Annotated in this window: 11 protein-coding genes; 3 read left to right on the top strand and 8 right to left on the bottom strand. The window is 66.2% G+C overall.

Annotated elements, in window-relative coordinates; genetic code table 11:
- Nucleotides 1–3 precede the first annotated feature (3 nt).
- From N0K08_RS14495 to N0K08_RS14485, 3 genes are read right to left on the bottom strand one after another with little or no spacing between them, the layout of a single operon-like run.
- The gene (locus tag N0K08_RS14495) at nucleotides 4–438 is read right to left on the bottom strand and encodes a hypothetical protein (protein ID WP_261501102.1); all 435 of its coding nucleotides are present in this window, start codon (nucleotides 436–438) and stop codon (nucleotides 4–6) included.
- 59 nt (nucleotides 439–497) lie between these two features.
- A complete protein-coding gene (locus N0K08_RS14490; RefSeq protein WP_261501101.1) occupies nucleotides 498–1,985 on the bottom strand; it encodes a hypothetical protein in 1,488 nt (495 codons plus the stop codon).
- On the bottom strand, nucleotides 1,982–3,385 hold the full coding sequence (locus N0K08_RS14485; RefSeq protein WP_261501100.1) for a hypothetical protein: 1,404 nt from the start codon (nucleotides 3,383–3,385) through the stop codon (nucleotides 1,982–1,984). The genes N0K08_RS14490 and N0K08_RS14485 overlap by 4 nt, the downstream gene beginning before the upstream one ends.
- Nucleotides 3,386–3,672: 287 nt before the next feature.
- Between N0K08_RS14485 and pdxH the strand changes: the two genes are divergently transcribed.
- Both pdxH and N0K08_RS14475 read left to right on the top strand, forming a co-directional pair.
- A complete protein-coding gene (pdxH, locus tag N0K08_RS14480; RefSeq protein WP_261501099.1) occupies nucleotides 3,673–4,335 on the top strand; it encodes a pyridoxamine 5'-phosphate oxidase in 663 nt (220 codons plus the stop codon).
- 207 nt (nucleotides 4,336–4,542) lie between these two features.
- Nucleotides 4,543–5,583, top strand: coding sequence for a tyrosine-type recombinase/integrase (locus N0K08_RS14475; protein WP_261501098.1), 1,041 nt, complete (start codon nucleotides 4,543–4,545; stop codon nucleotides 5,581–5,583).
- A 108-nt stretch (nucleotides 5,584–5,691) separates the two neighbouring features.
- Here the strand turns inward: N0K08_RS14475 and N0K08_RS14470 are convergent, their stop codons facing one another.
- The 5 genes from N0K08_RS14470 to msrA form a co-directional block, all read right to left on the bottom strand.
- Entirely contained in the window at nucleotides 5,692–7,683 is a 1,992-nt protein-coding gene (locus tag N0K08_RS14470; protein WP_261501530.1) for a TonB-dependent receptor, read from the bottom strand.
- Between the two features lie 288 nt (nucleotides 7,684–7,971).
- The gene (locus tag N0K08_RS14465; protein ID WP_261501097.1) at nucleotides 7,972–8,397 is read right to left on the bottom strand and encodes a hypothetical protein; all 426 of its coding nucleotides are present in this window, start codon (nucleotides 8,395–8,397) and stop codon (nucleotides 7,972–7,974) included.
- 61 nt (nucleotides 8,398–8,458) lie between these two features.
- Entirely contained in the window at nucleotides 8,459–8,734 is a 276-nt protein-coding gene (locus N0K08_RS14460) for a hypothetical protein (RefSeq protein ID WP_261501096.1), read from the bottom strand.
- Between the two features lie 49 nt (nucleotides 8,735–8,783).
- Nucleotides 8,784–9,239 carry a transcriptional repressor gene (locus tag N0K08_RS14455; protein ID WP_261501095.1) on the bottom strand — a complete coding sequence of 152 codons (456 nt, stop codon included), beginning with the start codon at nucleotides 9,237–9,239 and terminating at the stop codon, nucleotides 8,784–8,786.
- A 273-nt stretch (nucleotides 9,240–9,512) separates the two neighbouring features.
- The gene (gene msrA / locus N0K08_RS14450) at nucleotides 9,513–10,049 is read right to left on the bottom strand and encodes a peptide-methionine (S)-S-oxide reductase MsrA (RefSeq protein WP_261501094.1); all 537 of its coding nucleotides are present in this window, start codon (nucleotides 10,047–10,049) and stop codon (nucleotides 9,513–9,515) included.
- 147 nt (nucleotides 10,050–10,196) lie between these two features.
- Between msrA and N0K08_RS14445 the strand changes: the two genes are divergently transcribed.
- The gene (locus N0K08_RS14445) at nucleotides 10,197–10,907 is read left to right on the top strand and encodes a TetR/AcrR family transcriptional regulator (RefSeq protein ID WP_261501093.1); all 711 of its coding nucleotides are present in this window, start codon (nucleotides 10,197–10,199) and stop codon (nucleotides 10,905–10,907) included.
- The last annotated feature ends 14 nt before the right edge of the window (nucleotides 10,908–10,921 follow it).

Here is a 10,921-nt window from a genome sequence, read left to right as displayed (position 1 = left end):
CGCTTACTTGCGGCCGGTCACCAGGGCCAGCACCAGGCCGACCAGGCCCACGGCGGCCAGAGGGCCCAGGACCAGCGGCGTCATGAACTTGGAAGCACTCACGGCCGACAGCACCACGCCCGTGGACACGCTGGCCAGGAACACGAACAGCCACCAGGCCGCCGCATTGGCCTTGTTCGGCGGCACGCGCTTGGCCACCAAGGTGTTGGCGTAGGCGTTCTTGGCAAAGAAGAAGGCCGCCAGCAGGACCAGCAGGATGGCTCCGCCAATCATCAGGTCACGCGAAGAAGTATCGACACCGGGCGTGCCCAGGTTCACGGCCACCATGCTGGACTGCTGAGCCGCCGGTTGCGCCACGGGTGCGGCCTGAACGGCTGCGGCGTTGTCGGTGGGGGCTGGCAATGCAAAACCGCTGTTGCTCGACTCGTTCTGTGACATGTTCTAAAGTCTTTCCGGGGTGGATGGGGAGAAATGGAGAAAAGGAATCTCGGTGGAAATCAGGACTTGCCCAGCGTCAGGCTGTGGCCTTCGTTGACCGACACGATCCGGGGCGCGCCCAGGCCGCTGCGAATCACGCCCACCTCTTCACCTTGCAGATTGCGCAGCGACTGGCGGGCAAACGCCTTGAGCACCACATTGCGCGGCTGGCCGTCGATGACCACCGCATAGCGCCGGCTGCGGTTGCCCAGCAGGCCCAGGGCCAGCAGGCCGCCGAGCAGCAGCAGCAGGCCGCCGACCACGGTCAGCACGGGCGCCAGCGGGTACTGCACGCGCAGCAGCAGCGGCACATTGACCTGGGAGGCACGCACGGATGCGGGCGGCGTGAACACTTCGGAGATCGGGTCTCCGGGGAACAGCGCGCGCATGTCCTGGCTGAAATCCTCGGACACCGCCAGGCGTTGCTCGCTCAGGCCCAGCTCCACCTGCAGCGGAATCAGCACCTGCTTGCCCATGGCCGACAAGGCCGGCATGGACCAGGCCGAAGGCACATGCTCGACCGGCAGCGTCAAATGCACTTCCACCGGCTGCGATGCCGCGGGCGCCAGGGCCTGCACCATGGGCGGATCGACCTGCAAGGCGCTGCTGCCCTGGGGCGCGAGCAAACGGCCCTGGACCCGCGCGCTTTCAATGGCGTAGGGATAGAACAGGTTTTGCAGCGAAGCCTGCAGCGTCACCTTGGGCGCCAGATAGGCCGGGTCCACATCCAGAACCAGCGTGCGCTGGTCACTGGCCAGGCTGGCCTGCATATGGGGCGCATTCTTGATGGACTGGGGGACGATGCGCAGCGCGTCCTGGTCCACGGGCTTGAGCCGCGCGGGCGGCTTGGTCAGTACCTTGGACAGCCGGCCTTCGGCCAGGATGCGGTCCAGCGCCTGGGCGGCCGGTGCGCCATAGGCCAGGGCGTAAACCATCAGGCCCTGGGCTTCGAACAGCTGGCCCTTGACCGGCATGCGCAGCGGAAAGGCCAGGGTCTTGGTGATCGAGGGCTCGGAGTGCAGCAGGTGGTAGAACTCGCGGTTGCGCTCGCTGGTCTGGGCGTCGTTGTTGGGGCTGTTCTTGTTGTTGGTGAAGATCCACAGCACGCCCGGCGCCTGCTGGAACGGCCCCGTGATGGTGCCCAGCACGGCTTCGCGGAAATCGGTGTCGGCCAGCGCACCGCGCGGCCCCTGCCCCTTGCGCGCCACCTCCAGCCCCGCCAGATCCTTGGCCACCTGGCCCGCGCCCTGCGCCTGCGACAGCAGACGCGGCGACACATTGGCGCCGGCACTCTGGTTGAAGGCCAGCGTGGTCACACGGTCCTGCGGCTGGGCCACGGCCGCCGCCACGGCCGCGACCAGCGGCTTGAGCTGCGAGGCGGCATCGGCATAGAACGGCTCCATCCAGCCCGAGTTCTGCACCAGGAAAGCGTGCTGCATGGGGGCTTGCGCCCACGCAGGGCTCCAGGCCGCCAGCGCGCAGGCGGCGGCTACAGTCCATCGCTTCATGCTTGCAACTCCCACCCTTGGATTGACTGCAGCTGGGCATGGAACGCCCAGAGCACGCCGCCGTGTACAAACCAGCGCAAGCGCCAGGGCATGGCCACCGTCAGAACGGCAAACGCCGTCTGGCGCGTGCCTTCATCGAGCACCAGGGCGGTACGCATGCGTTCGGAAGAACGCAGCATGCCGGCCAGGCCCGACGTGTTGTCCAGGCGCAGCCCCAGAATGTTCTGGCTGGCGGTGGATTCCACCATCGGCAGCACGATGGCCACTTCAGCGCCGTCATGGCCTTGATCGGGCTCTTCCCAGGGCGCGGTGCGCTGGCGCTGGGCGAAACGGAAATTCACGCCGCCGGTGCTCATGCGCGGCTGCAAGGCCTGCATGCGCATTTCCTGGGCTGCCGTGAGGTTCAGGTATTCGTAGATTTTCTGGCCGGAGTTCCAGCACAGCTGCCAGAGCTCGCCATTGCTCGCCAGATAAGGCGCGCCGAAATCAAAAGCCGGCGTCAGGCCTTCGGGCCAGGGCAGGAAGACTGCATCCACGCCGCCGGCGCTGCGGCGGTTGAGGACCAGGCGGCCCGCATCCGAGAGCCACATCGCCCGGCGCGCATCGGCCACGGGCGTCTGCAGGGCACCGACCTCGGCCGGCAGGGCCGCAAGCGTGACGCCAGGGCCTGGCTGCCCCTGCAAGTCACAGCTGACGATTTGCACCGTACCGTCGGCCATGCGCAGCGGTGCCCAGATCTGCCCCATCCACTGGATGGGGGAGCCCATGGCGGGTGCCTGGCCCACATAGCTCACGGAAAATGCCAATCCCGGCACATCGGGCGTGATGCAGGCCAGGCCCTCGTCGGTCGGGACAAACAGCCGGCTGTGGCCCGTGGCCTGGGTGCTGACTTCGGCTCGCCATGCGGCGCCGCGCGTTTGCAGGCAGGAGGCCAGCAAATGGTCTTGCGGGTGGTCCAGCAGCGCCCATTGCAGGGATGCAGGCAGCCAGACGTAGAGCAAGCCCTTGCCAGGCTCCAAGGCCAGCAGCACCGGAGCCTGCGTGCCTGCGGGGACGGAGAAAAACTCGAAATCGCCCGCCGCTGGCGGCTTGAGCAGATGGTCGGCGGCATCGGTCTCCTGGCGCTGCGCCAGGCCTGCGATCTGCAGAAGCTGGGCCGTCTGGCGCAAACCACTGACATCGGTCGCGCGTTGCTGCGCCGAATGGCCGAATGCCGGCACCCAGGCCGCAGGCGAAACGGGCTCCGCTGGCAGCTGCAAGGGCTGGCCTTGCCGCGGGTCGAAACGGAACTCGGGCGGAAACAGGGCCAGCGGGTCGCTCGCGCTATAGGGGAGAGACAGGAGTTGCTGCAGGTCTGCCGCAGACAAGCCCGCCGCCGCATGGCCCAGCGCCGTGGTCACAGGCTCAAACCCCGATGACGAAGCTGCTGGCCGCCATGCGCCAGAGTCCAACTCCCACACCTCCAGTTGTGCCTGTGTACTTAAGTCCATGTTTCTTACTAATAGTTACCTTGCCTATTATGCAGCACTCCACAGGACGATTTGCCTATGGAAATCCATGCAGCGCCTGGCTTTGTGATGCATGGCCGCGGTTGCCATTCCGCAGCGGGACATCCCCATTTTGAGGGACCCCTGTCCGGCTTTTCGCCATCAGCCCAGGCACCAAGTGTTCGCCGGCCGGACCCGCCATGCACAATAGCGGCATGAGCCACATTTCCTCTTCCATTGCCGATCTGCGCAAAAGTTATGAGCGCGCCGAACTCAGCGAAGACGCTTCTCACGCCGATCCCATGCAGCAGTTCGACCAGTGGCTGCAGGAAGCGCTGAGCGCCCAGGTGCCCGAGCCCAACGCGATGACGCTGGCCACGGTAGGCGCGGATCTGCGCCCCAGCACGCGCATCGTGCTGATCAAGGGCTATGACGAGCACGGCATCGTCTGGTACACCAATTACGACAGCCGCAAAGGCCGTGAGCTCGGGGAAAACCCGTTTGCCGCGCTGCAATTCCACTGGGTGGAGCTGGAACGCGTGGTGCGCATCGAAGGCCGGGTGGAAAAAGTCAGCGCCGAGGAAAGCGACGCCTACTTCAAGAGCCGTCCGCTGGATTCGCGCATCGGCGCCTGGGCCAGCCCGCAAAGCCAGGTGATTGCCGGGCGCGGCGTGCTGGTGGCCAATGCGGCCCGCTATGGCGCGCAGTTCCTGCTGTCCCCTCCCCGCCCGCCGCACTGGGGCGGTTTTCGCCTGGTGCCCGAGCGCTTCGAGTTCTGGCAAGGACGCAAGAGCCGCCTGCACGACCGCCTGCGCTACCGTCTGGAAAACGGCCAGTGGGTGCGTGAACGCCTGGCTCCCTGAGCCAAGCCTTGGGTCGGGAGTGACATCCCCTGCCCGCGCCTTCCTCGCCCAGCGACGGCGCAAAGCGCACGGGCGCAAGTCCCGCCCGAAACCGCCCTCCTTTCTGATCAGGTCTTATGCCAGTTCTGGCGCTTTCAGTAGAAAATTCATGAACCAACATTCCATGTAAGTTACATTCAATGCCTGTTGATTCGTATGTGAACGGCCATGACACCCAGCCCATCGACCCCTTTGCCCGAGGCCAACGCCGTCTATCTGCACTGGCACCAGGCCGCACAAGGCCAGGCCGGTGATCGTTCCCAGGCGCAGGACAAGCAGGCATTGGAAAGCGGCTATGCCCTCATCTGGCGCTCCTGGATAGCGCAGTTGCAGGGAGGCCGCGCGTCGCTCCCCCCCTCCTCCGCGCCGGACGCCAAAGCCTGGCACCAGGCCACGGCCGAAGATGTCGCCCGCTTCCTGCAGATCCGTCCGGGGCAACGCGCCCACCACCAACCCGAGCGCCAGATCAGCGAAGTCACGCGCCGGCGTTACTGGCGCCTGCTCGACCGCATCTATGACCATGCCCTGCTCCAGGGCTGGGTCGCCAGCAATCCCGTGCAAGCCGTCCATCGCCCGGCCCCCGAGCAGGCCACGGGACATGTTCTGCCGCAGACACTATGGACTGCCCTGCCCCGCCATTTCCCGGGCAGCGACGACCTGCAAAGCGCGCGTGACCACGCCGTGCTGCACCTGCTGTATGAACTGGCGCTGGCGCCCGAGGAAGTGCGCGCGCTGACCATGGAGGCACTGCGCGGCGCGGACCAGGCGCCGCTGGCCGAAGCGGACACGCCCTGCTTTGTGCAACTGCAAGGCCTGCGCGCAGCGCAAAACCGCTGCCTGGAGTTGCCCGCCCGCAGCCAGGCCGCCCTCGCCGCATGGCTGCGGTTTCGCCGCCGAAGCGGCAGCCCTGCGGATGCCCAGGCCCCGCTGTTCGAGTCGCGCAAAGGCGGGCCATTGACCATACGGGCGCTGTTCCATATCGCTTCCAAGACCATTGCCCTGGCCCACCAGGCCTGCGCCGGCCATGCGCGCCCTCTGCCGCTGGCCCGCATGGGGCCGCAGGTGCTGCGCAACACCGCCATCGTGCAATGGCTGCGCGCAGGCGTGGCGCCGACGGAAGTGATTCAGCGCATTGGTGTCGAACAGGTGCGCGCGCTCGCGCATTTGCAGCATTGCATAGATGCCGAGCAGCCGATTCGGTGGAGCTGAAGTGCGGTTTTTTCTAAAACTGTACAAACATACAGTTTCGATAAAAGCCGCACTTTTTGCCATCTGGCGCCCCTGCAAGCCAGGCCTGGAGGCGCCAGAAACGGGGACTTAGAAGTCCACCTTCACGCCCACCGTGATGCTGCGCCCCATCAACGGCGCGGCCGACTTGATGAACGAAGTATGGGCGTAAGCCAGTCGGTCCGTCAGGTTGTTGGCCTTGGCATAAACCTGCCAGGGCGTGCCCCCGGCCGTGCGCATCTGGTAGCTGGCCGACAGGTTCAGCATTCCGTAGCCCGGGGTGGCGCTTTCAAACTGCGCCACGCGGTCTTGCCTGGCCACCTGCACCCACTCGGCCATGCCTTGCCAGCCGTTCCAGCGCGTGTCCACACGCAAGCCCATGCGCGCCGAAGGAATGCGCGGCAGCGTGCCGCCGGACATCAGCTTGGCGCGCACGGTGTCGCCAAACAGCGTCACGCCCCAATGGCTGCCAAAGCGCTGGCGGATCTGGCCTTCAAGGCCGGTGAAACGCGCATCGACCTGGGTGTATTGCAACAGCTGCAAGCCATCGTGCTCGTCGAGCGTGCGGCCGTAGATGTAGTTGTCCACGCGGTGCTGGAAGGCACTGACGCTGAACGTGGTGTCGCCCGCGGTCTTGCGCAGCGACAGGTCCCAGGCCTTGGACTTTTCGCGTTGCAGATCGGCATTGCCGCGCTCATAGGTGGAAGTGGCCATGTGCAAGCCCTGGGCGTACAGCTCCTCGGCGGTCGGCATGCGACTGGAGTGGGTCAGCGACGTCGCGAGCTGGTAGCCGGGCACGAAATGCCAGACCGCGCCCAGCGACCCCGATGTGCCGCTGTGCTTGCGTTCAATGCCCGATGTCAGCGCTTCGACCGTCTGGCGCTCATGGCGCAGCGCGCCTTCGAAGCGCCAGTTCTGCCAGCGGTATTCCTCCAGCATGAACAGGCTGTCGCGCCGGGTTTGTGTAGGCTCCACATAGGCTTCCTCGCCCACGGCGCTGAAATCGCGCTTGGCGGTCTGGAAACCGACGACGCCGCGCAGGCCGCCGATAGGCAGATGCTCCAGCTCGAAACGCGCATCGTGGGCCTTGTTGCGGAAAGTGGTCGCAATCTTCGCATCTTCGATTTCATCGTGCCGGTAATCCGTCACTCCGGCGCGAAACCGCAACGCGGCCACGCCGGCCATGGGCTGGCGCCATTCCCCACGCACGTCCACGCGCTCGCTCAGCAGGTCCACCACCGGCACCGCGCCATCCGCATGGTCATGGCCGTCTTCGCCATGATCGTGGTCATCGTGGCTGCCGCAGTGCAAATGGTCGCCATGCGCGTGGCAGCCCTCGAAGCCATGGTTGTGGCCCGGCAGGCCGTAACGCGAGGTCTGGCGCGTAAAGGCCGCGCCCAGATAGCCCTGGCTGCCAATCCACGACAGGCCTACGCTGCCGGTGTCGCTGCGATTGAAGCTGCCCGCAACGCGCGGCCCGCCGCTCCAGCCGCTGCCCACGCGGTAATCGCTGGCATCGCGCGCCATGCCTTCCACGTGCACGGCCACCTGCCCGGCGCCACCGGTCAACGAGAACGCACTGGCCTTCTCCTTGGCACCGCTGCCGTAGCGCAGTTCGGCGCTGCCCTCGTAGCCTTTTTCAGGGATGGCCGTGGGAATCTTGTTGTCGAGGATGTTGACCACGCCGCCCATGGCACCGCCGCCGTGGATCAGGGCCGAAGGACCGCGCAGGACTTCGATCTGCGTGGCCAGCATGGGCTCCATGGCCACGGCATGGTCGGGACTGATGGTCGATGCATCCTGCAGTTCCGAGCCGTCGCTGAGCACCTTGACGCGCGGGCCGTCCATGCCACGGATGATGGGGCGGCTCGCGCCGGCGCCGAAATGGCTGGCGTGGATGCCAGGCTCGCCGCTGAGCGTCTCGCCCAGCGTGGCTGCGCGGCGCAGGACCAGTTCCTGGCCTTCCAGGATGCTGACCGGCGTGGTCATTTCGCTGCCCGACTGGCCCAGGCCTCCGGCCGACACCGTGACTTCGGCCAGAGCGGCTTGCGGCTGCGGCTCCGGGGTCTGAGCCGACGCCATGCTGGCGAACGACCAGGCGGCCAAGGTGGCGCAGGCGGCTGCAATCTGCGTGCGTCGCACAGGCTTGCGGCCCAAAGACCGGACGGGCGCGGAAAAATCGTCCCAACGGGACTGGATGCGGTTCATGGAAACACTTTCTATTCAGCCACAGCGGCGCGCGGCCGCCCCCTCTGGGGCGAGCACGACGCACAACGCTGCGCAGGACCAAAGCCATGGTCCTGCGGAAATTTCACAAAGGAGAGAAGACGGCTGACACCGGCGCAAAAGCCGGGCAGCCGTTGCACAGGCTCAGCCGTGCAAGACGCGACCAGCGGCCGCGGGAGGCGCTCGGGCGTCGAAGTACGCCGCGGAACCGCCCGCGACAATCCGCACCTGGACCTGGGCGGGAGGCTCCTGCGGCAGGGCTGCCGGCAGCGACGGGCCGGCAGCCGGTGGCCCGGCCCAGGCGCTGAGCTGGTCGAGCAGCAGACAGTCTTTATGGCCGTGGCCGGCAAACAGCGCCAGCAGCCAATGGCCTGGGGTGCTATCGCCTGTGGCCCCCGGATCCGCCACCGCAGGGTCGGCGGAAAGCGCCGCGCCCACCACATGCGCCGCCAGCCCTGGCAGCGCCGGCGGGTGCAGCACCTGGTGAACCCGGCCCAGCGCCGGCGCCAGCAGCATGGCCAGCACCAGCGCCCACAGCGCCGCCAGCTGCCGGGGGGCAGCAGGGTTCAAGCGGTGAAAGTGGCCAGGCATGAAGAAGAAAAAACGTTAAGAAATGGCGTCAGGCCTGGACTCAATGGGCGTGGCGCATGCCGCAGTACTTGCCGATGGCCAGGCCCTTGCAGGCCTGCAGCAACTCCTTCTGGCAGGTGTCATGGCCTTTGCCCGCAGCCAGGCATTGGGCCGCAGCCTGGTGCGCGGCCGCCATGGCCTGGTGGCGCTCGATATCGGCTTGCCGCTCCTTGTCGGTGTGCGTGTCCTGGCCCGCATGGTCATGGGCATAGGCAACGGGCAGCGCCGACAGGCTCAAGGCGGCAAACAACAGGGCGGCGGCGCGCAAGGACGTCATGGCAAATCTTTCAGGACAAGAATGAAGAAACAAAAAATGGTCAGGGACTTCAGGCCGATGGTGGCTGAACGCAGCCCGCGCAGCGGCCGCGCACGGCCCAGTCCATGCGCAACTCCGCGTGACCCGCCGCCTGCAATTCCTGGCGCAGCGCGCGCAAGGCGGTCTTCAGCCGGGCCTGGCTGCCCGCCAGCCGAAACTGGCGATGGCAACCATCGCATTCAAAGCGTGGCGCCTGGCTGGCGACGTCTGCCGCGGGCAACAGGTAACGGGCAATCCGATCGGCGTCCACGATGCGTTGCAGCAGACCGGCCGTATTCAGCCGATTGAGCAGACGATAGACGGTCACCCGGTTCACGACAATGCCCTGCTCATGCAGCACCAACTCCACATCGGCCTCGCTCACGACCGCGTCCGGCTGGGCGGCAAACAGCGCCAGCACAGCCTGGCTGGCGCGCGTGGAGCGCATTCCGGCAGGCAGGGACAGGGGGACGCTGGTGATGGGCATAAGAGAGGACGGATAAGGAATGCAGCAATGCCTGCGCAGCGGGCACGACACAGCGAGCCAATGCACTAACGCAAGTGCGTTGCATTATGCCCACGTTTTTACCAACAACGGTTCTCGTGCAGCCCGGGGCCCATGAGACCGGCGCGCCGCAGCTCAGAGACATCGAGGAAGGGCCACCCCGCACCGACGATGTCGCCCCTTAGCCGGGCGCCCCCCTCCACCAAACAAAGGTTGAGCGGGGAAGCCGGGGCCGGCCCAAGCCGCGTCAGCGGCTCAGGGGGTGCCCGTTTTTTCCCACTGCGCAAAACTGTGGCGGAATTTCTGCACCTTGGGACTGACGACAAAGGCGCAATAGCCTTGGCCCGGGTGCTGCGCAAAGTAGTCCTGGTGGTAGTCCTCAGCCGGCCAGTAGCACTTCAGCGGCAGCACTTCGGTCACGATGGGGCCGCCGGCCTCGGGCGCGAGTTCGGCGATCACGTCGCGAGCGACCTGGGCCTGGCTTTCATCGAGCACGTAAATGCCACTGCGGTATTGCGTGCCCACGTCGTTGCCCTGGCGGTTGAGCGTGGTCGGGTCGTGCGTGGCGAAAAAGATCTCCAGCAGCTGGCGCAGACCTATGGTTTGCGGGTCGAACACCACGCGCACCACTTCGGCGTGGCCCGTCGTGCCTTCGCAGATCTGTTCATAGGTCGGATGGTCGACATGGCCGTTGGCATAGCCGCTTTGCACGTCGATCACACCGCGCACGCGGTCGAACACGGCTTCGGTGCACCAGAAGCAGCCACCGGCGAGATAAATGGTTTCTTGCATGCCTCGCTTGTACACCATCACAGGGGGCTCGCGCAGCAGGAACCCGTCAGCCTGCACGGTTTCCCGGCCGACGCCGTGGTGCGGGATTTGCGCGGATTGACGCCTGCAAGAGCCCTGGCTATATTTAATAACCCATCAGTCATTAACATGCAGCACCGGCCCTCTTCCGACCTTCCATCGTCCGCGGACAGCCGCCAGACCGTGCCCGATGCGGCCACGCCCGGCCGCGCTCGGCCGCGGCGCGCCCGGCGCAAGAATGCAAGGCCCGGCGAGTTGCTGGACGCGGCCCTGGACCTGTTCGTGGAAAAAGGCTATGCCGCGACCCGCGTCGAAGAGGTGGCCGCGCGCGCCGGCGTTTCCAAGGGCACCTTGTTTCTGTATTTTCCCAGCAAGGAAGATCTGTTCAAGGCGGTGGTGCGCGAGAACATGGCCGGGCGCTTTGCCGAGTGGAAGCTGGAGCTGGACGCTTTCGAAGGCAATAGCGCCGAGTTGCTGCGCCAGTGTTACGCCGTCTGGTGGGAGCGCATAGGCAGCACCAAGGCTTCGGGAATCACCAAGCTGATGGTCGGCGAAGCGCGCAACTTCCCCGCGCTGGCCCAGTTCTACCAGCAGGAAGTGTTGCAACCGGGCACGGCCCTGGTGCGGCGCATTCTGGAGCGCGGCATAGCCCGCGGCGAGTTCCGGCCCATGGATGCCAACACCGGCATTTACCTGGTGCTCGCCCCCATGCTGTTCCTGTCGGTGTGGCAGAACTCCCTGGCGTCCTGCCAGCCGGCCGGCGATGCAGCCATCAGCCCCCGGGCCTACCTGGACGCCCAGGTCGAAAATCTCTTGCTGGGCCTGGTGCCACGTGCCTGAACCCTTCCCATCCT

The organism is Acidovorax bellezanensis (assembly GCF_025421555.1).
GTDB classification, from domain to species: domain Bacteria; phylum Pseudomonadota; class Gammaproteobacteria; order Burkholderiales; family Burkholderiaceae_C; genus Comamonas; species Comamonas bellezanensis.
Note: the sequence above shows the minus strand (reverse complement) of the source record. Positions and strands in the feature narration are given on the sequence as shown.

Excerpts from the sequence above, each read along its gene's own strand:
- N0K08_RS14455 (WP_261501095.1), bottom strand. The coding sequence starts at position 9,239 with ATGCCCATCACCAGCGTCCCCCTGTCCCTGCCTGCCGGAATGCGCTCC.
- N0K08_RS14495 (WP_261501102.1), bottom strand. The coding sequence starts at position 438 with ATGTCACAGAACGAGTCGAGCAACAGCGGTTTTGCATTGCCAGCCCCC.
- msrA (WP_261501094.1), bottom strand. The coding sequence starts at position 10,049 with ATGCAAGAAACCATTTATCTCGCCGGTGGCTGCTTCTGGTGCACCGAA.
- N0K08_RS14460 (WP_261501096.1), bottom strand. The coding sequence starts at position 8,734 with ATGACGTCCTTGCGCGCCGCCGCCCTGTTGTTTGCCGCCTTGAGCCTG.
- N0K08_RS14490 (WP_261501101.1), bottom strand. The coding sequence starts at position 1,985 with ATGAAGCGATGGACTGTAGCCGCCGCCTGCGCGCTGGCGGCCTGGAGC.
- N0K08_RS14445 (WP_261501093.1), top strand. The coding sequence starts at position 10,197 with ATGCAGCACCGGCCCTCTTCCGACCTTCCATCGTCCGCGGACAGCCGC.
- pdxH (WP_261501099.1), top strand. The coding sequence starts at position 3,673 with ATGCACAATAGCGGCATGAGCCACATTTCCTCTTCCATTGCCGATCTG.
- N0K08_RS14475 (WP_261501098.1), top strand. The coding sequence starts at position 4,543 with ATGACACCCAGCCCATCGACCCCTTTGCCCGAGGCCAACGCCGTCTAT.
- N0K08_RS14470 (WP_261501530.1), bottom strand. The coding sequence starts at position 7,683 with ATGGCGTCGGCTCAGACCCCGGAGCCGCAGCCGCAAGCCGCTCTGGCC.